This window comes from Vibrio sp. CCUG 15886 (assembly GCF_028570825.1).
Taxonomy (GTDB): Bacteria; Pseudomonadota; Gammaproteobacteria; order Enterobacterales; family Vibrionaceae; genus Vibrio; species Vibrio vulnificus_B.
On sequence record NZ_JAQQBT010000007.1, the window covers coordinates 63,762 to 87,252 of the forward strand.

31 protein-coding genes and 1 pseudogene are annotated in these 23,491 nt (G+C 43.1%); 15 read left to right on the forward strand and 17 right to left on the reverse strand.

Annotation, left to right across the window (positions count from 1 at the left end):
* Nucleotide 1: 1 nt before the first annotated feature.
* The 6 genes from PQQ36_RS14235 to ccoN form a co-directional block, all read right to left on the reverse strand.
* A complete protein-coding gene (locus tag PQQ36_RS14235; RefSeq protein WP_273661742.1) occupies nucleotides 2-2,371 on the reverse strand; it encodes a heavy metal translocating P-type ATPase in 2,370 nt (789 codons plus the stop codon).
* Nucleotides 2,372-2,375: 4 nt separating this feature from the next.
* On the reverse strand, nucleotides 2,376-2,852 hold the full coding sequence (locus tag PQQ36_RS14240) for a FixH family protein (RefSeq protein WP_011080462.1): 477 nt from the start codon (nucleotides 2,850-2,852) through the stop codon (nucleotides 2,376-2,378).
* Between the two features lie 86 nt (nucleotides 2,853-2,938).
* Complete coding sequence (gene ccoP, locus PQQ36_RS14245) at nucleotides 2,939-3,916, reverse strand: cytochrome-c oxidase, cbb3-type subunit III (protein ID WP_273661743.1); 978 nt, start codon at nucleotides 3,914-3,916, stop codon at nucleotides 2,939-2,941.
* Nucleotides 3,916-4,089, reverse strand: a complete 174-nt coding sequence (locus tag PQQ36_RS14250) for a cbb3-type cytochrome oxidase subunit 3 (protein ID WP_072614899.1) — start codon at nucleotides 4,087-4,089, stop codon at nucleotides 3,916-3,918. The genes ccoP and PQQ36_RS14250 overlap by 1 nt, the downstream gene beginning before the upstream one ends.
* 11 nt (nucleotides 4,090-4,100) lie before the next feature.
* Nucleotides 4,101-4,721 carry a cytochrome-c oxidase, cbb3-type subunit II gene (gene ccoO, locus PQQ36_RS14255; protein ID WP_011080465.1) on the reverse strand — a complete coding sequence of 207 codons (621 nt, stop codon included), beginning with the start codon at nucleotides 4,719-4,721 and terminating at the stop codon, nucleotides 4,101-4,103.
* Nucleotides 4,722-4,733: 12 nt separating this feature from the next.
* Entirely contained in the window at nucleotides 4,734-6,167 is a 1,434-nt protein-coding gene (ccoN, locus tag PQQ36_RS14260) for a cytochrome-c oxidase, cbb3-type subunit I (RefSeq protein WP_273661744.1), read from the reverse strand.
* 250 nt (nucleotides 6,168-6,417) lie between these two features.
* Between ccoN and PQQ36_RS14265 the strand changes: the two genes are divergently transcribed.
* The 3 genes and pseudogenes from PQQ36_RS14265 to PQQ36_RS14275 all read left to right on the forward strand — a co-directional run bounded on the left by PQQ36_RS14265 (nucleotide 6,418) and on the right by PQQ36_RS14275 (nucleotide 9,799).
* Complete coding sequence (locus tag PQQ36_RS14265) at nucleotides 6,418-6,774, forward strand: hypothetical protein (RefSeq protein ID WP_043877168.1); 357 nt, start codon at nucleotides 6,418-6,420, stop codon at nucleotides 6,772-6,774.
* 115 nt (nucleotides 6,775-6,889) lie between these two features.
* Nucleotides 6,890-8,088: pseudogene (locus tag PQQ36_RS14270) on the forward strand (FIST signal transduction protein).
* Nucleotides 8,075-9,799, forward strand: a complete 1,725-nt coding sequence (locus PQQ36_RS14275) for an ATP-binding protein (protein WP_443098526.1) — start codon at nucleotides 8,075-8,077, stop codon at nucleotides 9,797-9,799. Before PQQ36_RS14270 ends, PQQ36_RS14275 begins: the two are co-directional and overlap by 14 nt.
* Nucleotides 9,800-9,947: 148 nt before the next feature.
* Here PQQ36_RS14275 and PQQ36_RS14280 read toward each other — a convergent pair whose 3' ends face one another.
* Nucleotides 9,948-10,316: a DUF3693 domain-containing protein gene (locus PQQ36_RS14280; RefSeq protein WP_130239708.1), complete on the reverse strand. Its 369-nt coding sequence runs from the start codon at nucleotides 10,314-10,316 to the stop codon at nucleotides 9,948-9,950.
* Between the two features lie 191 nt (nucleotides 10,317-10,507).
* Here PQQ36_RS14280 and PQQ36_RS14285 point away from each other — a divergent pair, with 191 nt between their 5' ends.
* The 11 genes from PQQ36_RS14285 (at nucleotide 10,508) to PQQ36_RS14335 (ending at nucleotide 16,561) form a co-directional block, all read left to right on the forward strand.
* Nucleotides 10,508-10,744, forward strand: coding sequence for a hypothetical protein (locus PQQ36_RS14285; RefSeq protein WP_052132500.1), 237 nt, complete (start codon nucleotides 10,508-10,510; stop codon nucleotides 10,742-10,744).
* Nucleotides 10,745-10,746: 2 nt separating this feature from the next.
* Nucleotides 10,747-10,938 (forward strand): hypothetical protein, encoded by a 192-nt coding sequence (locus tag PQQ36_RS14290; protein WP_039560615.1) that lies wholly within the window; start codon nucleotides 10,747-10,749, stop codon nucleotides 10,936-10,938.
* Nucleotides 10,939-10,940: 2 nt separating this feature from the next.
* Nucleotides 10,941-11,141, forward strand: coding sequence for a hypothetical protein (locus tag PQQ36_RS14295; RefSeq protein ID WP_015727929.1), 201 nt, complete (start codon nucleotides 10,941-10,943; stop codon nucleotides 11,139-11,141).
* Entirely contained in the window at nucleotides 11,131-12,198 is a 1,068-nt protein-coding gene (locus PQQ36_RS14300) for a replication initiation factor domain-containing protein (RefSeq protein ID WP_273661746.1), read from the forward strand. The genes PQQ36_RS14295 and PQQ36_RS14300 overlap by 11 nt, the downstream gene beginning before the upstream one ends.
* Nucleotide 12,199: 1 nt before the next feature.
* On the forward strand, nucleotides 12,200-12,550 hold the full coding sequence (locus PQQ36_RS14305) for a DUF1293 domain-containing protein (protein ID WP_015727931.1): 351 nt from the start codon (nucleotides 12,200-12,202) through the stop codon (nucleotides 12,548-12,550).
* Between the two features lie 2 nt (nucleotides 12,551-12,552).
* Nucleotides 12,553-12,783 (forward strand): hypothetical protein, encoded by a 231-nt coding sequence (locus tag PQQ36_RS14310; RefSeq protein ID WP_015727932.1) that lies wholly within the window; start codon nucleotides 12,553-12,555, stop codon nucleotides 12,781-12,783.
* A 30-nt stretch (nucleotides 12,784-12,813) separates the two neighbouring features.
* Complete coding sequence (locus PQQ36_RS14315; RefSeq protein WP_039537901.1) at nucleotides 12,814-13,020, forward strand: hypothetical protein; 207 nt, start codon at nucleotides 12,814-12,816, stop codon at nucleotides 13,018-13,020.
* A gap of 132 nt (nucleotides 13,021-13,152) precedes the next feature.
* Nucleotides 13,153-14,661, forward strand: coding sequence for a hypothetical protein (locus tag PQQ36_RS14320; protein ID WP_130239709.1), 1,509 nt, complete (start codon nucleotides 13,153-13,155; stop codon nucleotides 14,659-14,661).
* On the forward strand, nucleotides 14,661-15,005 hold the full coding sequence (locus PQQ36_RS14325) for a DUF2523 family protein (protein ID WP_039537895.1): 345 nt from the start codon (nucleotides 14,661-14,663) through the stop codon (nucleotides 15,003-15,005). The genes PQQ36_RS14320 and PQQ36_RS14325 overlap by 1 nt, the downstream gene beginning before the upstream one ends.
* Nucleotides 15,006-15,007: 2 nt before the next feature.
* The gene (locus tag PQQ36_RS14330; protein WP_130239710.1) at nucleotides 15,008-16,375 is read left to right on the forward strand and encodes a zonular occludens toxin domain-containing protein; all 1,368 of its coding nucleotides are present in this window, start codon (nucleotides 15,008-15,010) and stop codon (nucleotides 16,373-16,375) included.
* A gap of 9 nt (nucleotides 16,376-16,384) precedes the next feature.
* The gene (locus tag PQQ36_RS14335; RefSeq protein ID WP_158001903.1) at nucleotides 16,385-16,561 is read left to right on the forward strand and encodes a hypothetical protein; all 177 of its coding nucleotides are present in this window, start codon (nucleotides 16,385-16,387) and stop codon (nucleotides 16,559-16,561) included.
* A gap of 72 nt (nucleotides 16,562-16,633) precedes the next feature.
* Here PQQ36_RS14335 and PQQ36_RS14340 read toward each other — a convergent pair whose 3' ends face one another.
* Nucleotides 16,634-16,768: a hypothetical protein gene (locus PQQ36_RS14340; protein ID WP_263115945.1), complete on the reverse strand. Its 135-nt coding sequence runs from the start codon at nucleotides 16,766-16,768 to the stop codon at nucleotides 16,634-16,636.
* Nucleotides 16,769-17,149: 381 nt separating this feature from the next.
* Between PQQ36_RS14340 and PQQ36_RS14345 the strand changes: the two genes are divergently transcribed.
* A complete protein-coding gene (locus tag PQQ36_RS14345; protein WP_130239711.1) occupies nucleotides 17,150-17,860 on the forward strand; it encodes a phospholipase D family protein in 711 nt (236 codons plus the stop codon).
* A gap of 93 nt (nucleotides 17,861-17,953) precedes the next feature.
* Here the strand turns inward: PQQ36_RS14345 and PQQ36_RS14350 are convergent, their stop codons facing one another.
* From PQQ36_RS14350 to matP, 9 genes are all read right to left on the reverse strand, one after another.
* The gene (locus tag PQQ36_RS14350) at nucleotides 17,954-18,772 is read right to left on the reverse strand and encodes a hypothetical protein (protein ID WP_130239712.1); all 819 of its coding nucleotides are present in this window, start codon (nucleotides 18,770-18,772) and stop codon (nucleotides 17,954-17,956) included.
* A 50-nt stretch (nucleotides 18,773-18,822) separates the two neighbouring features.
* Nucleotides 18,823-19,314 (reverse strand): TIR domain-containing protein, encoded by a 492-nt coding sequence (locus PQQ36_RS14355; protein ID WP_130341250.1) that lies wholly within the window; start codon nucleotides 19,312-19,314, stop codon nucleotides 18,823-18,825.
* Nucleotides 19,315-19,316: 2 nt separating this feature from the next.
* A complete protein-coding gene (locus PQQ36_RS14360) occupies nucleotides 19,317-19,943 on the reverse strand; it encodes a hypothetical protein (protein ID WP_130239645.1) in 627 nt (208 codons plus the stop codon).
* A gap of 183 nt (nucleotides 19,944-20,126) precedes the next feature.
* Nucleotides 20,127-20,522, reverse strand: a complete 396-nt coding sequence (locus PQQ36_RS14365; RefSeq protein WP_130239644.1) for a phage protein — start codon at nucleotides 20,520-20,522, stop codon at nucleotides 20,127-20,129.
* Nucleotides 20,482-20,691 (reverse strand): DUF3693 domain-containing protein, encoded by a 210-nt coding sequence (locus PQQ36_RS14370; RefSeq protein WP_273661747.1) that lies wholly within the window; start codon nucleotides 20,689-20,691, stop codon nucleotides 20,482-20,484. The genes PQQ36_RS14365 and PQQ36_RS14370 overlap by 41 nt, the downstream gene beginning before the upstream one ends.
* A 43-nt stretch (nucleotides 20,692-20,734) precedes the next feature.
* A complete protein-coding gene (locus PQQ36_RS14375) occupies nucleotides 20,735-21,952 on the reverse strand; it encodes an HDOD domain-containing protein (protein ID WP_065090441.1) in 1,218 nt (405 codons plus the stop codon).
* Nucleotides 21,953-22,161: 209 nt separating this feature from the next.
* Nucleotides 22,162-22,488 carry a hypothetical protein gene (locus PQQ36_RS14380; protein ID WP_013571780.1) on the reverse strand — a complete coding sequence of 109 codons (327 nt, stop codon included), beginning with the start codon at nucleotides 22,486-22,488 and terminating at the stop codon, nucleotides 22,162-22,164.
* 104 nt (nucleotides 22,489-22,592) lie between these two features.
* Complete coding sequence (locus PQQ36_RS14385; protein ID WP_011080471.1) at nucleotides 22,593-22,904, reverse strand: DUF3634 family protein; 312 nt, start codon at nucleotides 22,902-22,904, stop codon at nucleotides 22,593-22,595.
* A 15-nt stretch (nucleotides 22,905-22,919) separates the two neighbouring features.
* Nucleotides 22,920-23,369: a macrodomain Ter protein MatP gene (gene matP, locus PQQ36_RS14390; protein ID WP_011150268.1), complete on the reverse strand. Its 450-nt coding sequence runs from the start codon at nucleotides 23,367-23,369 to the stop codon at nucleotides 22,920-22,922.
* Nucleotides 23,370-23,491: the final 122 nt, after the last annotated feature.

A 23,491-nucleotide genomic window follows, 5' to 3' on the forward strand; every position in this document is an offset into this window, starting at 1 on the left:
TTTACTTTCCACGCTCTTTGAGCAGTCTTAAGGAGTTAGAGACCACTATTATAGAGCTACCAGACATTCCTACAACCGCAATATAAGGCGCAACCAAACCAGCGACAGCCAGAGGTAGAATCAATAGGTTATAACCCAATGACCAAGCGAGATTTTCCTTTATGATTCGTCGAGTTCTTAACGCCAACTCACGAGCTTCTAGGAGCTTATCTAAACGATCCCCAAGCAGCGTCATATCAGCAGATGCCTTAGCGACATCAGTACCACTGCCCATTGCTACAGATAAATGTGCACCAGCTAGTGTTGGAGCATCGTTGATACCGTCACCAACCATCATCGTGATATCGTTCTCTTCCAATCCTTTGAGATACGCTAGTTTATCCTCCGGTTTCGCTGACGCGATAACGTGCTCAATTCCAACGGCCTTTGCGACACCCTCAGCATTGGCGGCCGAGTCTCCCGTTAACAAAGTGGTTTTGATACCTGCTTGGGCAAACTTTTCAATGAGCTCATGACTCTCTTTTCGAATTGGATCATGATAATAGAATGTTGCCACATGCTTACCATCAATGGACATATAAACCGCATTTTTTTCTAATGCGGCTCTACCTAGAACGAACGCCGCGCTGCCGATGTTTATTGCCTTATTATCCCACGTTCCGGAAATGCCAGAACCAATGATGTTGACCACATCGCTAACCTGGAAATCTGTATCAAAATAAGGTTTGAATGCACGGGCAATAGGGTGATTGGCATGGCTTTCTAAGCTAGCTGCTAACGCAAGACACGTTCCTTTATTGAACTCATCGAAGGTTTTTGTATCTTCGATTTCAATGTCGCCTTTGGTCAGCGTGCCTGTTTTATCGATCACTAAATGGTTAACTTTACACAAGGTTTCAAATACATGTCCTTTTCGCAATAGGATACCAAAGTTACCCATTCGAGACGTGGCGCACGTTAGTGCCGTTGGTGTTGCAAGAGAAAGCGCGCATGGGCAAGTCGCCACAAGAACAGACAGCATAATCCAAAATGCGTCCTCAGGTTTTGTTTGGTGCCAATAGAACCAAGTGGCTGCGGAAATAAGCAAAATAGCACCAACAAAATAACGCGCCACTACGTCTGCCACTTCGGCAATTTTGGGCTTAGAGTGCTGCGCTTCATCTTGAAGCCGAACGATATTAGAAATCACCGAATCCGCTTTCGAGCTCGTTACCTGCAAAACAAACGACTCATCGCCATTGAGGGTACCAGCAAAAACAGCGTCACCAGCGCGCTTGACGACATGCACTGATTCTCCAGTTAGCATTGATTCGTCAATATGGATTCGTCCTTCAACGACAAAACCATCGGCGGGTATATGCTCACCGGGTAAAACTCGGACTTGATCACCAATTTTTAAGCTCTTTACCGGCACTTGCTTGCCATCCAACGTTGTGGCGATAGCAGGGATCAGTTTAAGCAAATTACCACTTGCAGCCGCCGCTTTTCGACGAGCTCGCATTTCTAAAAAGCGCCCAACTAACAAGAAAAAAGTGAACATTGAGATGGACTCAAAAAACACTTCCCCTTGTTCTGTGACGGTTGCCACTAAGCTCGCACAATATGCAAAAATCAAGGCAATGGATACAGGCACATCCATCCCCAAGGTTCTTCCTTTAATACTGCGCCAAGCATTTAGGTAAAATGGTAGGGCAGAGTAAAGCAACACTGGTGTTGCAAAAATCAAACTCACCCAACGAAAGTAATTCTTAAACTCTGGTTCAAGATCGCCAAAAACTTCCAAATACAATGCAACGGCCAGCATCATCACTTGCATTGTCGCCAGTCCCGCTATGCCGAGTCGATAAAGATACTGCTTCATCGTCGCATGATATGAGGCCTCTTGTTTATCCGCTTCAAAAGGGGCGGCTTTGTAGCCTAGAGCATGAATGCCGGAAAGAAGCTCACTCAGTTTTGTTTTGGATTTATCCCAAGAGAGCAGTGCTCGATTCGTGGTGGTATTTACCTTTATTGACACCACACCCGTTTGACCATTCACTTGTTTTTCAATTAACCACGCGCACGCCGCACAAGAAACGCCTTCTAAAGAAAGCATCACTTCACAATAATTGTCGTTGCTGCGCACAAACTCGGCTTGAACTTCCTCGTTGTCGTAATGAATGAGGGCCTTGAGTTGCTCAGGCACCAACTCCACTTTTTCTGCTGGCGCGGTTCGATATTGGTAATAAGAAACGAGGCCATTATCCACGATTGTTTGCGCCACGGTCTCACAACCTGGGCAACACATTTCGCGAGTTTCACCTAAGATTTCAACTTTAAAATCCGTGTTGACCGGTACATCTTCACCACAGTGATAACAGGATTGTGTCATAGTCTTAGTTCATCAAAACAGTTGCGGAAGAAGGGAAAGTAACGCGACCTTGAACTAACCACTTTTGGTCATGTGGTTGAAGCTCAATAAACCAAGGCCCTTCCATTTTGTGATCCAGCGATAAGCGATAGACACCTTTGGCATCCGCCGTGAGCAATTGTGTGAAATCTCGGTCGGGTAGAGTGCGATGTGTAAATGTTGCGGTCAACGCAGGAAAATGAGGAAGATCACCTTTGCTGAATTCGATAACAATGACATTGTTATCTGAAGAAACGGTGGCATTCAACCCCAGTTCTTTCGCGACATTCAGTTTACTAATGTCTATATTGATCCCTTTACCTTTTTTATAGTAATCCTCCGCGACAAGAGAGACTGAGTTTTGTGAAAAAATTACCACTGTCACGATCGTCCACACTACCACTGTCAGTGGCAAAATGATCAGAAACCACGGCCAAAACTGTTTATACCAAGGCTTTACCATAAAAAAGTTCTCAACAACTAAATGAAAGATAAGGGCTTTAATTTAAAGGAAAGACAGCCCCTTAAAAAGGGGCTGTTATTGAAATGTTACTTATTATTTTCGCCGTTGCTTAGGCTCCAAACATACGCTGAAACAAGCTGAACTTTGTCCTCGCCTAGAATGTCTTTCCAGGCTGGCATGACACCAGAACGTCCGTTCATAACGGTTTCAGTAATGTCTGCGCGAGAATCACCAAACAACCAATCTTTGTCTGTTAGATCAGGCGCACCTACTGCTGGGTTACCTTTACCATCAGTACCGTGACACGCTGCACAGACAACGAAACGAGCTTTACCTGCTTCGGCTTCTCGCGCATTCACTTTACGACCAGACAAACTCAAAACGTAGCTCACAACTTCTTCTACGCCTTGCTCACCAAGTGCATCTTTCCACGCTGGCATTTGGCCAATACGACCATGCATGATTGTTGTTACGATAGCTTGAGGTTCACCACCGTACAACCAAGCATTGTCTGTAAGGTTAGGGAAACCTTTCTGACCGCGCGCATCGGAACCATGACACTGAGAACAGTTTTGTAGGAATAGGCGTTGGCCTACCTTTAACGCCTCATCATCACCTGCAATAGCTGGGATAGGGCGTAAGCCGTTGTCATCAAACGCCAAGCGACGGAATGCTTCACCAAAGTATGCATCAGCATCATCCAAGTCTTTTGCGTATTGGTTCAGTTGTTTGTTTGATTGAGCGTTGGCGATGGCTTGCTTAGACTCTTCAACCGTTCGAACTGTCTGAGCAGAACTTTGCCAACCCAAAACACCTTTAAAATTACCCAAGCCTGGGAACAGGGTTAGGTAAACCGCTGCAAAAATAAATGTACCTACGAACAAGTAAGTCCACCATTTTGGCAGTGGGTTATTTAGCTCGCGAATACCGTCGTACTCGTGGCCCATATCTGCACCTTCTTCCACGCCCATTTTATCTTTAGCGCACCAGTAAAGAAGTACAGCACAGCCAACAAGCGTACCGACAGTAATCACGATAATCCAGAGACTCCAGAATGTAGTCATTACTTCGTCACTCCTTGTTTAGTTGGGCCAGATTTCTCTTCATCAGCAAAAACAAGGTTGGCGGCCTCATCAAAACTCGCTTTACGCTTTTTGCTGTATGCCCAAGCAACAATGCCAATAAAACTAACGAAAAGTACAACGGTATAAATACTATGAATTGTACCGAAATCCATGATATGCCCCCTTATTTCATCGCATGACCAAGAGACTGAAGGTAAGCGATGATGGCATCCATCTCCGTTTTTCCTTCAACATCTTTGGATGCGTTTGCAATCTGCTCATCAGTGTATGGAACACCAAACTGATTACGGAACACTTCCAATTTTTTCTGGGTCAATTTGCCATCTAGTACGTTCTCAGCTAGCCATGGGAAACCAGGCATGTTTGATTCAGGTACTAGCTCACGAGGGTCTAACAAGTGAACGCGATGCCACTCATCTGAGTAACGACCACCAACACGTGCCAAATCAGGGCCTGTACGCTTAGAACCCCAAAGGAAAGGGTGTTCCCAAACGCTTTCACCAGCGACTGAGTAATGACCGTATCGTTCTGTTTCTGAACGGAAAGGACGAATCATTTGACTATGGCAAACGTTACAGCCTTCACGGATGTAAATATCGCGACCTTCCATCTCTAGAGCAGAATAAGCACGTAGATTTTCTACAGGCTCAGTTGTTTGTTTTTGGAAAATCAACGGTGTGATCTCAACAAGAGCACCCCAACTGATTGCAAAAACGATAAAGATAGCCAACAAACCGACATTACGTTCAATGATCTCGTGGCGATTATTAGAATTCGAACTCATTCTTCAATCTCCTTATGCCGGCTGTGCAACTGCTTTTAAGCTTTGCTTAGGTGCAGTCACTGTTTTGTACGTGTTGTATGCCATTAGGAACATACCCGATAGGAAGATGAAACCACCTAAGAAACGTACGAAGTAGAATGGGTAAGAAGCCTCAACAGATTCCACGAAGCTGTAAGTCAACGTACCGTCAGAGTTGACTGCACGCCACATCAGACCCTGCATAACACCAGAGATCCACATTGCAACGATGTACAGTACTGTACCGATAGTCGCCAACCAGGAGTGAACATTGATTAGGCTTACTGAGTACATGCGCTCTTGGTTAAATAGGCGAGGGATCAAGTGGTAAACCGAACCGATTGATACCATTGCAACCCAACCCAACGCACCTGAGTGAACGTGACCAACAGTCCAGTCGGTGTAGTGTGACAATGCGTTCACCGTCTTAATTGACATCATAGGACCTTCGAAAGTCGACATGCCATAGAAAGAAAGTGAAACGATCAAGAAACGCAAAATTGGGTCGTAACGTAGCTTATGCCACGCACCAGACAGGGTCATAATACCGTTGATCATACCACCCCAAGATGGAGCGAATAGAACCAAAGACATAACCATACCTAGAGACTGAGTCCAGTCAGGTAGTGCTGTGTAATGTAAGTGGTGAGGACCAGCCCAGATATACAAAGAAACAAGAGCCCAGAAGTGGACAATTGACAAACGGTATGAGTAAACAGGACGCTCAGCTTGCTTTGGTACAAAGTAGTACATCATACCAAGGAAACCCGCTGTAAGAAGGAAACCTACCGCATTGTGACCGTACCACCATTGAACCATCGCATCTACTGCACCTGAGTAAATCGAGTAAGATTTACCAAGTGAAACAGGGATTGCCATGCTGTTCACAATGTGAAGCACTGCCACGGTAATGATAAAGGCACCAAAGAACCAGTTTGCTACGTAAATGTGAGAAGTATTACGTTTCACTAAGGTTCCAAAGAAAACAACCGCGTATGAAACCCATACGACTGCGATTGCAATATCAATTGGCCATTCAAGTTCTGCATATTCTTTACCGGAGGTTAAACCCAGTGGCAAAGTGATTGCAGCGGCAAGAATAATAGCCTGCCAACCCCAGAAGGTGAAGGCGACGAGAGGACCACCAAATAGACGAGTTTGACAGGTGCGCTGTACAACATAGTATGACGTTGCGAACAAGGCACTTGTACCAAACGCGAAAATGACCGCGTTAGTATGCAGGGGACGTAAACGACTGTACGTCAACCACGGCGTATCAAAGTTGAGCTGTGGCCATACTAATTGAGCGGCAATCAAAACACCAACAGCCATGCCAACAATACCCCATAAAATGGTCACAAGGGTAAATTGACGAACGACTGTATAGTTGTAGTTTTGTTCAAGCTGCTTTTCTTGGCTCATTTGCATGCTTCCAATTTCTAATTAACTACACTTTACTTCCAACACGACTTGCGTCGTAACACCACCCAAATCAACTCAAGAAATACTGCGTTATCATCACTTTATTCCTCTTGCCGACTTTAAGAAAAAGTGGCATTTTCAGTGGCACACTATACTTGAATTAACAATTCAATGACAGAGTAGTAACCTTACTGACGCTCTGGAAATCATCTTTTATTTAAAAACTTTGAAGTTTGTAACAAGGAAAACTGAAAAAATGCCGGCACAAAAGTTAACAAAGGCAAGGCTTGCACAAATATTAATCATGCTCACGATATTAGTGGTGGCGTTTATATGGAGGTCGTTGAGTTATCAACCGCTGGAAGAGATTGATTGTTCACAAAAAGAACGATGCGAGTTAACACTTGATAACAGTAAAATGATTATTTATCGCGCTAGCCACCAAATTAAGATCCAAACAGATAAAAACAATAATTTAAAAATTGATTTAGATCAAAATAAAGCATCAAATATACCATTCAGCGATAACATCATTTTATTAGATGCAAGCACTGCTACATCAATAAAAATACGTAATAAAGACAATACGACCATTGCGGTTATTGTTCTATAAATCAGACTTGGCACGCGTTGTTATAGACTGGTTCAGTACTTCTCATTCAAATTAATAGAAGTGGAGTACTAGATTGGTATAAAGTAAGGGGAGTTTTAGAAATCGTTACTACGTGATGCTTTGCCAATCTGTTATTAGTCATTTGACCAACGAAGAACACGCTGTCGCTGCAATCAAAGAGCAGATCGCTCATGATCACTTAGCGATGCTCATTTGCTACTATACCGAAGAGTATTCTAGCCATAAACTTCAACATTCTTTCCGACAACATTTTCCTGCGATTCCTGTACATGGTGCAAGTTCATGTCGCGCGATCATGACCGATAAGGGATTTCACCCAGGGCCTGTTGTTGGTGTTTTTGCTATCTATGACAGTGGTAGCAACGCTTATGGCACTGGGATATCAGACATCGACGAAAGCAGTGACAGCGTCACGGAAATTGTATTTAAAACGTTGGATATGGCACTTCACAATGCAGACCGAGTTGGGGAAGTACCTAGTCTGATCTTACTTCATGCGACTCCAGGGAATGAGGAGTCAATCATCGAAGCTATTGACCAAAAGTTTGGAACTTTAGTACCTATTATCGGCGGAAGCGCAGCCGACAATCAGGTCAAAGGAAACTGGTCTATTTTCACAACGCAGGGAACAAGCATAAAAGGCATTAGCCTCACGGTATTTTTCTCTTCACAATCTATCTTCACTGCGTTTAGTGCAGGCCACACGCCAACAGAATTATCGGGGCTCGTTACGAAAGTCAGCGATAGAGTTCTACTGGAGATTGATGGTAAACCCGCAAGTTCCGTGTACAAAGATTGGACCAAAATTCATCTTGATGAGTACAACCAAGAACAATTGATCTTTGATATTGCAACTGCGTATCCGTTAGGGCGAGTTGCAGGGCAGCTCTACGATTATCCTTACTTTAAGCTTTCACACCCAGTCAGAGAAACGACTGAAAATGGTATTGAACTCTTTTCTACCGTCGATCTGGGAGAGCGCATCTACCTCATGCAGGGATGTAAAGATCAGCTTATCAGCCGAGCAGCACGAGTTATCAATGCGGCATTTTGGCAAAAACTAGAAGACTCTCGAAAAATAGGTGTTATTAACATTTTTGTGCAGGCCCTATGATTCACTTAAAACACGATATCGACAGTGTTTTGAAACAACTTCTAGATGAATTAGATGATAAACCTTTTATTTGCCCGTTTACTTTCGGCGAGCAGGGGCGCTTCGTTGGCGGTGAAAACGGGCACGGTAACTTAATGATTTCTTCAGCTATTTTCCATTCACCGGATGAAAGTAAATAACATGACAACGTTTGAAAAAGAAGCCCTTCACGACGCATTAGTTGAGCTTAAAAAGAGTAGGGAACTCGAAAAACGACTAGCTGAAGAAAACAAAGCCATCCTCAGCGCAATCTCTGCAATGAGTGAAGCAAAAAATCGTCACGAAATCTTCTTAGGCCTCAATAATGTATTGAAGAAATACATCAACTTTGATGATTTTGTGGTCCTTACCCGGCACTGCGATAAAGAGAGTTTCGCAACGTTGCTCACGACAAACCAAGTGTTCAATAATACAACTTGGTGTGATGGAAAAAAATTTAGCCGAGTGCTCAATGGCGAATGCATCATTCTATTCGAACCCACCGAGTTGTCAGAGTTTAAACAGCTCAACAGCTTTATCAAAAGCCACATTAACTCTGTTTTATTAACGGGTATTGATGCTCAGGTCACACAATCCGTTATTCTCCTGATCGGTAATACAAAAGGGCAGTTCAGTATTGAAGCGAAAGAAACTCTCAAGCGCTTTTTGCCTTTGATAGAACGAGCTGTTATTGATATCGAAAACAAAGAGAAGTTACAACGTATCGTTGAATTAAGGACCCGAGAATTGGCATTGGCCAGGGAAGAGTCTGAACGAGCCAACCGAGCAAAATCCGAGTTTCTAGCCATGATGAGCCATGAGTTAAGAACACCATTGAACTCTGTTTTGGGAATGCTGGATGTTCTCAAACAGTCCGACATGTCAGCAGGTCACATCAACTTGCTCTCCCATATGGAAAGTTCGGCAGGGCTTTTACTGGCAATCATCAGCGACATACTTGACCTATCCAAAATTGAATCTGGCGAATTTTCCCTTTCACCTCAATGGATCAACATAAATGACACTGTCACTTTTGTGGTATCGCAACAGCAATTAGTCGCAGCAACAAAAGGGCTCAATATTGAACTCAGCATCGAACTTGACGACAAGCGTCACTATTGGCTTGATCCCAGCCGATTGTCTCAAGTGTTATTTAATCTCATTGGTAACGCGGTGAAGTTTACTCAGCAAGGCCAGATTGATATTCGTGTGAACCTAGAGAATGATGAGTTATCCATCTCTGTCACAGACACCGGAATTGGCATTGAGAAAGACAAAATTAGCTCTTTGTTCACTGCGTTTAAACAAGCAGATAGTTCAATTACCAGAAAATTTGGAGGAACGGGTCTAGGGCTTGCTATTACAAAACATTTGGTTGAACTCATGTCAGGAACGGTTCGTGTTTCTAGTCAGTTTGGTAAGGGCTCGACATTCGTTGTGAAAATTCCGGTCAAAAGTCGCAAGCTTATTCGTTTGAGCCAAGACGGCACGACTAACAAACGCGACAGAGCATTGAATGTTTTAGTCGTAGAAGATACACATTCCAATCAAATGGTTATCCAACTGCTTTTAAACAAACTTGGCCACAACGTGTTTATTGCCAACAATGGCAGCGAAGCGATAGAGTTCATCGAGTCCAACACTGAGTCACTGGATGTGGTGTTTATGGACGTGTCAATGCCAGTCATGGATGGACTCACAGCAACTAAAATTCTACGAGCAAAGGGATTTGAAGTGCCAATTATCGCTTTAACAGCCCATGCCTTAGCCAGCGATAAACAAAATTGCCTAGACGTTGGCATGGACAGCTTCGTTGCCAAGCCTGTACGAAAACAAGAACTTGCCAACGCAATCGAAGCCTTAATCGTATAACCAATATAGAACCTTAAATCTTTGATTAATAAGGTTCTATATTAGGTATTTTATGGTAAATACGAATTATGTTTAATCATGAATACGCGCAACAATATCAATAAAGGGTGGTAGAGATTCAAACATTTCACGTAGCGTTATATTATATTTAACATAATATACATAATGCGCACTTAGCCAAGGCTTCCGTAGGGCTACCAATCCACATAGCCAAGCCACCGCAAGCCATTGAAATTCCACGTAAACCGAGCCCGTTATGCTTTTTTGCAATGTTATTCCATAGCTCTCTGATGCGTGGGTTTTCATTGCGATCAGCGTGAACACCAATAAGCGCAACTTCTGGTTCAATTCCTGCGCCTTCAGCTAGAAAAATTGCTTCTTCATCAGTTACATACCTGATTCCATTTCTCATTTTGCTGATTTTATTTGGTTCCACATTCAAATCGTGAGCTATTTGTTTGTCTTGTACGTAGTTTTGAGCCTTTTTATAGGCATCTAACAGTTCATTTGCGTACATAGATGACCCTCCATTTTTAATCATTTTAGCCTGATACATTCGATTTTTCGCATCTTGTAAGTTCGATTAATCGCATTTAGAGTTTCGATAAATCGAATTTTGACCGCCTCGGCTCTGGGCGTTTGCCCTTGACGCTTTCGCGCTTGGCCTTGGCGGTCACTCTCTCAAGTTAACTGGTCAAGGTGGTTAATATGGATTTAGCAATATCGGCAGTCGTTATTCTCATCGACACAAAACACGGTCAGCGCTTCTTTTGCAGATTTGGTAAGTCTGGTTGCGTTCAAACAGCTTGGTCTCTCGCTGGTGCGGAGTTGTTTTTGAAGGACGATGAACGTATTGAGAAAACAACGCAACGCCTCGAAAAGAAAAACAAAAAGTTCAAGCTTCACCATGTCTTTATGAACCAAATGCCAGTAATGGAGCAATGATTATGAAAGCTCAAATCGTTCTCTCATCTGGTGCTCATCCTGTGTTTCTAAAGTCAGTTTTAAAAGGTGACATTGTCACCACGTTTGACCAAAAACACGCACTGACACTGCCCGACTCGACCGCTAAAAAACTGCTTCCAATGGTGAAGCGTCGTTGGCCAGTGGCTCAACTCTCCTACTCTTTGGGCGCGTAATCATGGACAGCGTGTATTTCGACAATGAGCCAGCACACGGGATTAATGCCTATTTCCCTTGGGGCCATCGCTACTTCAAGCATCAAGCGGAGTTTGAGCAATTTCTTGCGGCTCACTATCCGGATGACGCTTACCAGCTCGTCGAAATCACCGATGAAAACTATCAATCACTACTTTTAAAGGGGGTCTTTCATGCTATCTGACGAAATTCGCCCTGTGAAAATTGACCACTTGGCGTTTACGTTCCCGTACTCATCGTTGCGCCATTTGGACAAATCCAATGAGCAAGACTTTATCAACTTGCAGTTCCCTGAGTATCGCGAACCGTTGGCCTTTTCACCGGAAGCGATTGAAGCGGCAATGGCTCGTCATAAAGCCAAAGTATCTAAGATTCTGTTCCATCGTTTGGAAGAGTTCTTGGAAAAGGTATTCGGTTTCATCATGTCGCCGATGCGTGGCCGTGGTTTACATGGCCATGAAGATTCCGCGTTAATCCTCGATAAAACACGCACCGTTGAGTGCGGCCTGATTGGGATTGGCGGCAATAACAATACCATTTTCATTCAGATTAACGGCACGGGTTGCACCAAGCTGTTTGACCACATCACGCACACCAAATTGCATTGGTGGTTATCAACGATTCTTGGCATTACGCGCTTAGTTCGCTTGGACTTGGCCGTGGACGATTACACCGGAATTTTTGACTGTAAGTATGCGCAAATGTGCTTTTATGAGGGGGCATTTCGCACCGCTCCAAAGGGTCGCGGCCCTTCAATGGTTCCTCATAAACGCATCACGCAAAGCGGTGAATTACTCGAAGAAGCCACCATCGTGGGCTCACGTTCTTCGCTGGTTTATTGGCGTGTCTACAACAAAAAGCTTGAGCAAAAAATCACTGACCCTGATGTGGTTTGGTATCGCAACGAAGTGGAATTGAAAAAGTGCGATATCGATATGCTCGCGGCGCCTGCTTCGGCCTTCTCTGGCCTGTGCGACTTTGCCGCCAGTATCGAACCTGCGGAGCCTGTGAAGTTTTCCAAGAATAAGAAAGCAGTCGGTCTTGAGTTCTTTGGCCGTATTGCTTGGACTCGTCGCCAATGCGGAAAGGCATTAGCGGAAATTGTCGCAATGACGGAGGGTGATTTGGGCGAGGCATTCGGCATGCTCATTCCCCCTAAATGGAGACGTACGCACTTCGACGAACTCGGAGTTCCGGACGCTTATACATCACTGAAATATCAAACTTTGGAGTCAAGGTAACATGGCCACTATCACCGGAATCGTTATTAAAGGTTTCCCCAAGTCGGGAACTCAAATCGCTGAACTGAGCGTTTTACGTCCTGTTGAAAACGTCAACGCGGAGAAGTTCAACCAACACGGCATCGGTTTTAATACCGATATCCCCTACAACAAGCAGCCGCTTAAAGTCTCTTTGGACTACGCAAAGCAACTGATTGAAACACGGGCGTTTCTTCCAAACCGTGACTATGAAATCAAGTTCGGCAGCAATCCCGATGATCCATTGGAAGTATTGGTGACTCAAATCGTGCCGGTTGATGAGGATGTAAAGAAATACATGGCTCAGCAACTCGACAGCAAAGTGAGTAAGTAAACATGAGTGATTGTGTGATTGCTTATAACGGTTACTTGATGCTGGCGCCTCAAGGTTTTGACTGCACTTACACAATCATCACCCCTTCTGAACTTGAGACGCTACGCAATCAATCTCTCGGTTCGGTAACGATTGACCCTGAAATCTACACCACGGTAAGCGGCTATTTGTTGTTGTCGATGCTGTCGGGGCACATTCTGGGTCGCATTGTAAAAACCCTTGGGCGCGGTTAGCCCTTTATTAACTCAGTTGGAGAATATCCTATGAAAAACCTAGCAAAAAAAATCGGTATCGCAGTTGCGGCCACTCTTGCCACTTCTAGCGCATTTGCAGATACCTCTGCGATTGCAACCGCTATCAACGGTGCGGTGACGACTGGCCAATCAAACTACAGTCTTGTGGTTGTTGGCCTGATTGGTCTCGCTGCGTTGGGCTTCGGTCTGAAAATGATTGTCGGCGCGATGCGCTAATCGTATGGCTGAGCTCGTAACAAACGTCCTGTCTGTTCTCTTTGGCCTGTCCATGGCGGGATGTTTTGTTTATGGCTTCTATACAGGTATCAACGCCTCTTAACTGAGGCGTTTTTTCTTGAGGGAATAACAATGAGATTTGCGATTAACTTCTTTTGCTGCTTGCTGGCAACCCTCATTCTATTTCTCTTTTCTGCTGCTTCTTACGCTGAACAAGTTTGCGAGGTGGGCAACATCACGCCTTCTCGAATTTGGAACGGCAAGGTTTATGGTAATAACCCTAACTTATGTTTGCTCGGCTGTGAGTATCGTCGCTATGGTGGCGGTGTGTCTTCTCTGTGCTTTGTCAGTAGTGGCGATTGCAGGGGCTCGTTTATTTCAACAGGGGGCTCTTGTACAAAAGACGGTCTTTATTTTGGTGGTGAGAAACCCAGCGACAAACCACAACCGCCCACGAATCCTGATTCCGACCCCAACAGTGCATCACAAGCTAAATGGGAGAAAGAGAACTTTTCTTGCTCTCCGGGCAATGACGGAAAGTTCAATTGCACTGGCCTTTATCATGCGTTTGCAAAGCTCGATACCTCGGTGGCTGACAAGGTTGACCGACAAACCTATGACCTGTTGCTCAAGCTCGATTCTCTGGCCCTGAATGTAATGAACGAAGTCAGCGCGTCCAATGAAAACCTCAACAAAAACCTTTCAAAAGTCGGTGGCGAAATTGCCGCCTCTAACGATGAGGTCAACAAAGAAGTGAAAGCACTTGTCACCAGTGCAAACGAGAGTAATGAGGCGACCCAAAAACAACTTGAAGAGCTCAAAGCAGAAGTCGATAAGCTCTACCCTTACCTTGATAATGACCTCTCTGATTACATCAGTAAAAAAATTCGTTTTCTGGATTTGACGGTGAGAGATGAACACGACCAAACGACAACGCGCCTAACTCGTGAAATCAACGAAAAATCCAACACGCTTTTGAACGCCATCAATAACAACCAAAACACGCTTGAGGCCAATCAAACCAACCTCAAGTCCCAAGTCGGCAACGTAAACCGTAACCTAAACACCAAATTCAACACGCTCAACAAAAATGTCGATGGGATGGAAGCCTCAATGAACGCACAGTTCGGAGACTTGAACGCCAAAATTGATGCATTGGAGTTGGGCAATGGTGGCAATCAAGACGGGGTTATTGGTGCGGTTAACGCGGTCGGCTCTAAGATAGACGGCCTTGGAACTAGCCTTGGTAATATTGGTGATCAACTCGGTGACATGTCCGATTTGCTTGGCGGTAAGGGCTTGAACAAAGGCGAACACGATTCACTGGTGAAGTTCAATGAGCTGCCCCTCTATCAAGAGTCTGACATCACCAAGCTCAACACCGAAGTCGAAGAGTTGAAAAACCAGTACAACCAAAAGGTGCAAGACTTTAAGAGCCTGTTCGCTTTTAACGCCAGCTCGCTCACTAATGGCGAGTTTGTTGAGCACACTTTAAATTTCTCGTTCGCTAACGGGGGAAATCTGAGCGCCTCGTCTTCGGTCTTTCCTGCGCTGGTTCGTAACTCCGGCACCATCAGTGCGGTGATTTTGTTTATCGCGGTCATTGCTGGCCTGCGCGTTGTTATGGGAGCCAAAGACTAATGCAACTTATCCTCGATTTCTTAGCGTTTCTTAGCAGCATTGGCGACACGTTCGTTGAGTTCATCACGTCGATTCCGGACTACTTTCACCAGTTCTTCGTCTATCTCAACGCGTGGTACGTCAAGATTAAGTTCTATTTCTTCATCATGTCGTTGCAAATGGCCTATGACACGGCGGTATATCTGCTCAATGACATTGGTTTTAATCAAATGATCTCTTCTTCGTTTAACGCACTGCCTAGTGAGCTGCGTTACTACGCGTTTCTTTTCAAGATACCGCAAGCGATTTCGATTTACTTCAACTGCTTAGCGACGGCCTTTGTGCTGAGAATGACAAGGTTTTAATCATGGCTATCTTCATTAGAACAGGCGCGAACGGCTCTTATAAATCGGCTTACACCGCCTACTTTGTGATTTACGAAGCTCTGAAAGCGGGTCGCGTGGTCGTCACCAACATTGAAGGCATGCAACCGCTTGAGGTGATAGAAAAGCGCTTGAACATCCAGTTCCCCTCCACTACTCGCTTGATTCGAATCTTTAGCCGTGACCAAGACGGCATCGAGTTGTGGCAACACTTCTTTTGTTGGTGTCCGCTTGGGGCGTTGATTGTGATTGATGAGTGCCAAGATATTTTCTCTAAGAACGTCGGCTTTCGTATCGATAAGGTAATGTATCGCCCTTTGTCTGAGTTCCTCGATAAGCTGCCGCCTGACTATGAGAGTTTCTTCTACTCACGCTATACCCCTGCGGATATGTCCAACCTTGATGCTGGTGAGGTCGATGATAGAGGTCGCGCTGAATATGATGAGCAAGGGAGGATCATCTATCCCTTGTCCTTTAACGAAGGCTTTCAACGTCACCGCAAATACAACTGGGATATTCACTTGCTCTCACCCGACTGGGGACAAATTCAAAGTGAAATTCGCGCACCTTCGGAAGAATGCTTTTTCCACAAAGGCCGTGACGCTTATTTCTGGGCGAAACGAAAGCCTTACATCTACAAACATCAGAAGAACGTCTCAACGCCGACCATCCCCAAAGGAAAAGATCCAAACCTGACCAAGCAGAAAATTCCGCTTGAGGCGTTCTTGCTCTACAAGTCTACATCAACAGGTATTGCGCGTGATTCTGGTGCAATGAACATGTTATTTCGCAATCCCAAAATCATGGGCGTTATGGTTTTAGGTTTGCTCTGTATGGGGTATTTCATCTATGCGCTATCCAATTTGGTTTTTGGTACTTCTAAGACGGTGGCGAACGCGGCCACGCAAAGCACTGAGATTGCCGTTTCTGGCTCGGCCTCTGGGGTATCTGCGCAAGGGGCTCAAGTTGATCCTACTTTACATCCTAGTGGGAACGGGAATACGGCTACTTCTGTTTCCAATCGTCCATCTACTCGGATAGACGACATCAAGCAGATGCTTGGCCTTTACGATATTCAAACGCTCTACTACACGGGACACACCACCAAGCAAAACAAGGACGGCTTTTACTTCTATGTCACGCTAGAGGCGAAAACACCGGAAGGCACCTATTACTTGAATGACCGATTCTTAAAGGCCAATCAAATTGCTTACGTGCATTACGATGATTGCTTGCTCAAGCTGACGAAGGAAGCGGTAAGCCTGAACGTGTATTGCAAACCGATGGCGCGTGATGTTGTCCAGGAGAGAAAACCCGAAACGGCCAACGTACAACTTGGCCCACTATTTTGAGGAAACACTATGGAACTGGAACCCCTCGTTATCAGCGCTGACGACTTGGCCACGCTGCTAGAAGCGGCCTACTTTTACAACCTGCTGGCCGTCTTGGGCGGTCTGTTCGTCTACGATACGCTAAGAAGCTGCGTTGGTTACGCGGTCACTGAATACAAGAAAAGACGCTCATTGCCAACAGACTAGGGCTTGGCAAGCCTCGCACAAGGACGGACTAGGACGCGGAGAGGCGCGGCCTAGCCCGTCGATGAAAACCACCTAATCTTCCCCCTTCGCCCCGACAGGGAAAAGCGATGCACGCAGTGCAAGCGAAGCACCAAGCCACTCTCCAAACTCAAGTAAGCGAACATAGCCAAATGGCGCGGTTAGTATTCCACATCGTTCCTTTGACATGCTGCCACCCCTCGCCCTACTAAGCCTAGAAAGAAGCCGCCACATCAGCATAACGCTCAGCGTTTTTCAGTGTCTCTATCCACATTGGGGTTAAGCGAACGCGCACAAGGACGAAGACTGAGGACGCGGAGCGTGAGCAAACCCCCGTCCTGTATCACGGGGGTAAATTCCCCCGTACTATCCATTCTCACCGAACCAGTCGAACCGCAAACGAAGTGCGCCAGTGTTTGAGCGAAGCGAGTTCTTCCACTGTGCTGACTGATTGCTAGGGGCAAAACTTCATACTATGCATTGTGTTTGCTTTTTGAATCAGAACACTTGATCTGCACGAATATTGGTCGTAGCGTGTATGTGCTAGGTTTTATATGTCAAGGATATGAAATGGCTAAGTTTTTAAATACAAGTGCGACAAACTACTATCTCGAAGAACTGATTAAGAACGCATCAGAACGATTGATTCTTATCAGTCCCTTTCTCAAACTCAATGACCGAATTAGAGAGCTCCTAGAAGACAAAGACCGTCTCAAAATTGACATCAGGATTGTCTACGGCAAGAGTGAGCTTCAACCTGACGAGATCAATTGGCTTAAAGGACTGTCTTTCGTGCGTACTAGCTTTTGTAAGAACCTACATGCTAAGTGCTACATAAACGAAAGCTCTTGCATCATAACAAGCCTTAACCTCTATGAATTCAGTCAAGTAAACAACAATGAAATGGGTATTTTCATCGACCGTGATTCAGACAGTGAGCTTTACAAAGATTCCTATGAAGAAGCGCAACGCATCATTCGTATAAGCGATGAAGTCAGAATTTCTTTAGAAAAGGTTTCGGCTGAAGCAGCAGATGCTGAACATGATGAGGAATCAAGCTCTACGGACGATCAGTCTAAGATCACTTCATCCAAACTTGCGAAAAAACACAAGCTAAAAACTGATGACTTCCTTCAGTTGTGTGTTGTTAAGGGCTACCTCACCGTAGATAACGGAAAGCACATTCTAACGGAATCTGGTAAAGCGCAAGGTGGTGAGTTCAAATACAGTAAACGCTTTGGTCCATACTTTATTTGGCCAGAACTGCTCGATTTTGCGTGATTTAATTAGATACTAATTTCTATTAGCATATATCACATCATTTTGGCGTGATATATGCTAAAACTATCTAGATAGTCAAAGTGAATAATAAAATCAACGTATGTGCATTTTAGCAGTTGGTATGTGATCTAATATAATTCCTTCAATTTCTTTAGATATCTCGCCATCCATTAATTCGATTTCTAGGTGGAAGTGGTCTTTTCTTATCTCTCTAACCCTACAAGATTTTACTTGTGAATTAAAAGTCAACAAACTTTCAACAAGAGCCACCTGTTCATAAGAACTATCCCTTGCACAAACTGATATATCTGCAATTGTTCTATTTTTTATCCCGCTATTTCTGCGCACTTCCAAATTTGAAACTGAGTATTTTAGATCACGTATCTCATCCATTAAAATTTCTATTCCCGGCACTTCTTTTGTCTCAATTTTCGCCACTTTAAATTCACCAAAGTGTTTTAAAAAAGTTGTGTATTGAGGATCATTTAGTGATTTTTCAACAGTACTTTGGATTTTTTCTGTCAACTTCTTTTTGAATTTAACTATCTCGGTAAACCTTAAATCACGAGGATAAGGTATATGCTCGATTTGCGCAGTATCGAAAGAATAAGCAGTATCATCATCTTTAATAATAATTGTAGGCTTATCAAAAGCCAATCTCATTCCTAATTCAAACATTACATTTGGATTTTTTCCACTAACGTCGCATACAACAATCGGATTTTCGTATAAATTTTGAATTATTCTTTGTTGAATAACTCCTGAGTCATCTGATTTACTTACCAAATTAGGCTTATAACCAGCATCAGAAATAGCTTCCTTCAAAATATCTAAAACGTCTTTCCAGTGTGCCTCTCCACATCCATCGATAGATGAGATTGGCATAATAATTCCACAAGTATCTTTTTCCATTTAATTTAATCTCTTATTAAAACTTGCTAAATATACAAACAAACATTAAATTATAGTTTTATCTTGCTCCAGTCATAATGTCTAGAACTCGGTGCTTTAGTTTTGTTTTTATGATATTCGTCAGGAAAGTTATTTAATGCATATTTTATTTTTTTTACTTCAAATGGAACAGATACAAAATATGCTTTATTCTTTAGTATAGCTGGTGTTTTATCCGTTTCCCCATCTGATTTACATAAATTCACAGCTACGATTGGTATATCCATACTTATCGCAACTTCTATTTCCCAACGAACAAACTTGTATAGATTTTTCGTATTTTCACCTACTAACAACACAGCTTGCTTTGTGTTTTTCAATCGTTCTCTTAAACGTCTCTTGATAGTTTCTTCACTAGACATTGCTCTTATATTATTTAAGTCATGCGCATCATGAAAATCAAAGTCAATTCTTTCGTTTTCTTTCCACGCTGTCATAAGACGATACTTCGATATATCTGTATCTGCATCAAACATTACATAAGTTTTATTTCTGTAACTCACAGTCACTCCTTTTCTGCATGATTTGGTATAGAATTTGAGATTATTATTGTAAAGAATAGAAATGTATTTATAAGTTGACTCATAAATACAACTCTAATTTCTTGAGTTTCTGGAGAAAAACCACCATAAGTCAGCGTAAATGCGTTGGCAATGCTTAGGTAAATTGCATTAGTACTATCAACTAAATCTCCTGGCCATTTTATTTCATTGCTAAAATGAACATGGTATAGGTAAGCGTAACATGCAAGATAGTAGCTGATTGCTAACATAGCATTTAAAAACTTTCGATTCAGTGTTTCTCGGTCTATACGCTGCGTGTATCGACTTCCCCAAACATGGTAGTAAAAGTAGGTAAAAAGGTTAGAGGCAAGTAAGTAATATGTAACCAACAATGCTGCTTTACTGTCTATACCTAAATACCAAAGACTCAGCAAAATAAACCATTTAAAGATCTGGTATATATCGATTGCAACGTTACAAGCTTTTATCGTGTCAGCAACCGACACGTCACCTTTTTTCAAAATTCCGAGTGATAGTTTAGCTAAAAACTTGAATAACTCGACTAAATTGCAGTAATAGCAGAACCTCACTACAGCATCAAAAAGTGGATAAATGAAACCGTTCTTCAATAGTAACTCCAAGTATCTTATTGTACTGCGGTGATAATATCAGAACATTGTACCGTTATGTCCACTTTTTTGATCTAGAATGATGATAATTTGAACAGAATCTCGTTATAGTTCAACTAGATAATCTAAGTGAAATTGATTCTATCATTCGTTCTTATACTAGGAGCTTTCAGGCCAGCTTCTCTATGTTGAGCTTGTATTTTTAGGAAGACGTTTTCTTATCTCGTTTATAGCTCTCGCATATTTAAGCAGCTTCGATTTTGTTCTTAAGTCATCTGGTGCTGCGATCTCCATCAGCGCGACTCCTGCTAATATCTCCTGAGCAGTCACCAACTTGCCTGTGGGTAATTCAAGTTTGTCATAGTGCATTCTAAAAGCATCCCATGATTCACAAGGTGAGAGTTCTCGTCCCTTTGACATCCTCATGAGTCTTTTGCACTCATTAGGTATGGTTTTTCCTTTATCCCACTCCTTGACCTGTCTCACACTTTTAAAACATAGTTTGGCTGTCTCTTCGACGGTTAAGCCGCATTCAAATTCACGAAAAACAAAGTTTTTTGTCATTTCGTAATACTTCATTAATGAAACTCCGAAATCTCGAAGTTTCATATGCACCGTTGATATATTCAACACTTAACATAAGCCCGCATAATGCGCACTTAGCTAACGCTTCCGCAGGGCTACCAATCCACATAGCCAAGCCACCACAAGCTATTGAAATTCCGCTTAAACTGAGCCCATCATGCATTTACTGAATCACTCTATGCGGATTGCGAAAAGCTATAACCAACTTACATAGACAGTGTTAAGCGTCCGGGCATTCTTGCTTGAATATCTTTAAGCGATGTTCCAGGCATTTGTACTTGAGCAAACCAATATGGTTTGTGTTTTTCTACGAATGCATTGCTGTGCTGCAATCCATCATAGATTGAGAATGCCCGACCTTGTGCTAATGCAGCTCCTGCAATACTTCTTTCTTCAACAGGCACATTGTCTATATCTTCAATCACGGCATTTTTGATAAACATTGCATTTGCTGGCCAATCCATGGACTCCAAGACTCGTTTGGCAAGTTGTCCCTCAAGTTCGAAAATAATTTTGGGTAAAAAAGACATATTGGCGACGACCTCTGCACAAGCGTAATACTCTTCACGCATATCTTGCTCGCGGTATTTGAGCATCATCTCAACTAAAGCATCTTCAAATGTATGCGTAAAATGGTTTGATGCGAGAAACTGACCAACTGTTCTCAACACACCAATCAAGATGCCTGCATCGGGCTCTTTGAAATTTGCATCTTGTAAGCGCATTCTAGTGACATTCGCGGTGACTATCATATGTTGCCACATTTTAGGAGCAATCAACTTGGTATTCGCATCGGACCATTTGAGCATCGGCCTAGCCATCAGAACAGGGAAAAGTAAACGGCAGTTTTCTATGCCCATCTGCCCTATTGCTATCTTCGCATCGGTCGCACTTTTTGATGATTTCCCTATGCGTTCGCAGAATTTAGGGTTTGTAACGAGATCTAAAATGCTTGAACTAAGCTGATGACTCAAGGTTGTCAAAGTACTCAACTTGGAGAAACTCAAGGATGGTGAGTAAGCAAACGAAGCAAGATGATCAAAGTTGGGTATACCATTGAACAATTTGTCTATAGGCGTATTGAGTAGTTTCTCAATCATCATGTGCTCAGCATGGCGAGTAACATCCACAACGACACGTTTATGGGTATTTTGTCTTGCTTTTACCTGTTCACGCCGCTCAACCACTTTTGCCTGCTCACATTCTAATAAAATGCGTTGATTGCGAGTGATACGTTCATCTTCAGAAAAAATAACGTCTTCGCAATAGCGACCTTGTAAACTAAGTAGGTTATCAACGTTAGACTGATCAAGAAGGTATTTCATACTCACTAACCATTTGGCATGCCTAACATTAACCTCATTTGCCACTTGTTCCGCTGTTTCAATCGCTTCTTGTGTATACCGTCTGTTGGCGAGTAGCAAATCTGTATCCCTTTAAAGATTTATCACTAGTTTTAGTTTATTCCATAGAGACCAAAAATGAGAAACCAAAGTGATATTGCTTCCATTATTTAATCTTGAAATTGCCTACTCTGTCACTATAAGTCACTGACGATAATCGTTCTTGAACATCACATCGAGTAGTAAACGTTCACAACACACCATGTTTTCAATCAATTATCAATTATCAATTAGCTTGAGATGTGAATGACAATCATTCGTTCCGGTACCTTATAGCGAAATTTACTGCCGACTTTGATTGTTTGCTTCGCAAAGCGACATATTTTGGCATCCCCCGTCCCATTGACCTTCTCAACCACCGCATGCTTGTCAGTGTGATTAAAATAAACGACAACGTCGCAATAGCCCGAATAGTGGATAAATTCTTTGTCGATTTTCTTTTGTACTGACTTTTTTAGCTTTAACGCTATTGGGTTACGAGTGGAATCATCGGCATGAATTGCACTTGGATAGAAAAGTAAAAGAGATGAAATAAGAAAAGTGACACTGTATCGCATAGTTTTTCCAAATGAAAATACAATACAGTGCTCAGACTGGATGATATACGTCGATTTTATTCAATTGCGTGGCGGATTAGTGGTTGTTGCAATTGATATGTTTGTTAGGCGTGTTTCTTACCTTTGCTAGACTTAAATCCTTGATGTGGAAATACGTTACGAATTCTTTGTTGGACTTTCTTTGGCACTTGTTTACTGAACACCAACTTTGCACCAGTACGTAAGCTGTAAACTTTCATTTCACCATCAAAAGGCGTCTTCTCACCAATCTCCACTAAATTATGGCGAAAAGACGGTGGCAAGTTCCCTTTGATTGACTGAAGGTGTCCTTCTTTAAAGGAAACTTTCAATACGGGGCGGTCAATGGCCACTAGCCAAAAGATAACGATAGCGGCAACGATAATGACATACAACATGTGTGTTCTCCTGCACTAATCGGATAATAACTTGCTTAAGTCTTCTTTCAGAGTCGATACGGCTGCACTCGCTTTTTCGCTACGAGAAGCTTCACTCAGTAAATATTCAATGGCATCAGACAAAGTACAACCCAATTCATTCGCACGTGTCGATAGCTTTTCCCACACACGATAATCTAAATCGATGGATTTTTTCTTTGTATGGATCTGCTCAGCATTGAAATGGCGCTTGCGTTTAGCACGAATGGCTTGTTTGAGTTTCTTGTCCAACTCCTCCGCCATGTGCAAATCAATCCACTCGAGGACTTTGGTCGGTTCATGTTCTAACTTTCTTAGTTCAGAAACTGCATGGTCAGCTTCACTCGAATCAATATATTTAGTGATGGTTTCTCCATCTTTCCACTTATTGATCAAATACTGCCATTTCCACCCACATTCCAAGTTTTCGAGTTGTTGATATTTCATTTTTCCATGTCCTAGCGCTACTTAGGGTGACAGCGTAACCCATGTGGGTTTAATTCTCAACAAAACGTGGTCGAAGGATAGAGAGAGATCAACTTTTTCCTCCCTCACCCTCTATTTAGCCG

Coding starts and splice junctions, on each gene's coding strand:
- PQQ36_RS14385 (WP_011080471.1), bottom strand. CDS start 22,904: ATGTTGTATGTCATTATCGTTGCCGCTATCGTTATCTTTTGGCTAGTG.
- PQQ36_RS14235 (WP_273661742.1), bottom strand. CDS start 2,371: ATGACACAATCCTGTTATCACTGTGGTGAAGATGTACCGGTCAACACG.
- PQQ36_RS14315 (WP_039537901.1), top strand. CDS start 12,814: ATGAAAAACCTAGCAAAAAAAATCGGTATCGCAGTTGCGGCCACTCTT.
- PQQ36_RS14320 (WP_130239709.1), top strand. CDS start 13,153: ATGAGATTTGCGATTAACTTCTTTTGCTGCTTGCTGGCAACCCTCATT.
- PQQ36_RS14265 (WP_043877168.1), top strand. CDS start 6,418: ATGCCGGCACAAAAGTTAACAAAGGCAAGGCTTGCACAAATATTAATC.
- PQQ36_RS14340 (WP_263115945.1), bottom strand. CDS start 16,768: ATGTCAAAGGAACGATGTGGAATACTAACCGCGCCATTTGGCTATGTT.
- PQQ36_RS14285 (WP_052132500.1), top strand. CDS start 10,508: ATGGATTTAGCAATATCGGCAGTCGTTATTCTCATCGACACAAAACAC.
- PQQ36_RS14365 (WP_130239644.1), bottom strand. CDS start 20,522: ATGAAGTATTACGAAATGACAAAAAACTTTGTTTTTCGTGAATTTGAA.
- PQQ36_RS14250 (WP_072614899.1), bottom strand. CDS start 4,089: ATGGATTTCGGTACAATTCATAGTATTTATACCGTTGTACTTTTCGTT.
- PQQ36_RS14350 (WP_130239712.1), bottom strand. CDS start 18,772: ATGGAAAAAGATACTTGTGGAATTATTATGCCAATCTCATCTATCGAT.
- PQQ36_RS14280 (WP_130239708.1), bottom strand. CDS start 10,316: ATGTACGCAAATGAACTGTTAGATGCCTATAAAAAGGCTCAAAACTAC.
- PQQ36_RS14380 (WP_013571780.1), bottom strand. CDS start 22,488: ATGCGATACAGTGTCACTTTTCTTATTTCATCTCTTTTACTTTTCTAT.
- PQQ36_RS14295 (WP_015727929.1), top strand. CDS start 10,941: ATGGACAGCGTGTATTTCGACAATGAGCCAGCACACGGGATTAATGCC.
- PQQ36_RS14240 (WP_011080462.1), bottom strand. CDS start 2,852: ATGGTAAAGCCTTGGTATAAACAGTTTTGGCCGTGGTTTCTGATCATT.
- ccoO (WP_011080465.1), bottom strand. CDS start 4,721: ATGAGTTCGAATTCTAATAATCGCCACGAGATCATTGAACGTAATGTC.
- PQQ36_RS14370 (WP_273661747.1), bottom strand. CDS start 20,691: ATGCATGATGGGCTCAGTTTAAGCGGAATTTCAATAGCTTGTGGTGGC.
- ccoP (WP_273661743.1), bottom strand. CDS start 3,916: ATGACTACATTCTGGAGTCTCTGGATTATCGTGATTACTGTCGGTACG.
- PQQ36_RS14305 (WP_015727931.1), top strand. CDS start 12,200: ATGGCCACTATCACCGGAATCGTTATTAAAGGTTTCCCCAAGTCGGGA.
- matP (WP_011150268.1), bottom strand. CDS start 23,369: ATGAAATATCAACAACTCGAAAACTTGGAATGTGGGTGGAAATGGCAG.
- PQQ36_RS14345 (WP_130239711.1), top strand. CDS start 17,150: ATGGCTAAGTTTTTAAATACAAGTGCGACAAACTACTATCTCGAAGAA.
- PQQ36_RS14335 (WP_158001903.1), top strand. CDS start 16,385: ATGGAACTGGAACCCCTCGTTATCAGCGCTGACGACTTGGCCACGCTG.
- ccoN (WP_273661744.1), bottom strand. CDS start 6,167: ATGCAAATGAGCCAAGAAAAGCAGCTTGAACAAAACTACAACTATACA.
- PQQ36_RS14290 (WP_039560615.1), top strand. CDS start 10,747: ATGAAAGCTCAAATCGTTCTCTCATCTGGTGCTCATCCTGTGTTTCTA.
- PQQ36_RS14275 (WP_443098526.1), top strand. CDS start 8,075: ATGAAAGTAAATAACATGACAACGTTTGAAAAAGAAGCCCTTCACGAC.
- PQQ36_RS14310 (WP_015727932.1), top strand. CDS start 12,553: ATGAGTGATTGTGTGATTGCTTATAACGGTTACTTGATGCTGGCGCCT.
- PQQ36_RS14330 (WP_130239710.1), top strand. CDS start 15,008: ATGGCTATCTTCATTAGAACAGGCGCGAACGGCTCTTATAAATCGGCT.
- PQQ36_RS14325 (WP_039537895.1), top strand. CDS start 14,661: ATGCAACTTATCCTCGATTTCTTAGCGTTTCTTAGCAGCATTGGCGAC.
- PQQ36_RS14300 (WP_273661746.1), top strand. CDS start 11,131: ATGCTATCTGACGAAATTCGCCCTGTGAAAATTGACCACTTGGCGTTT.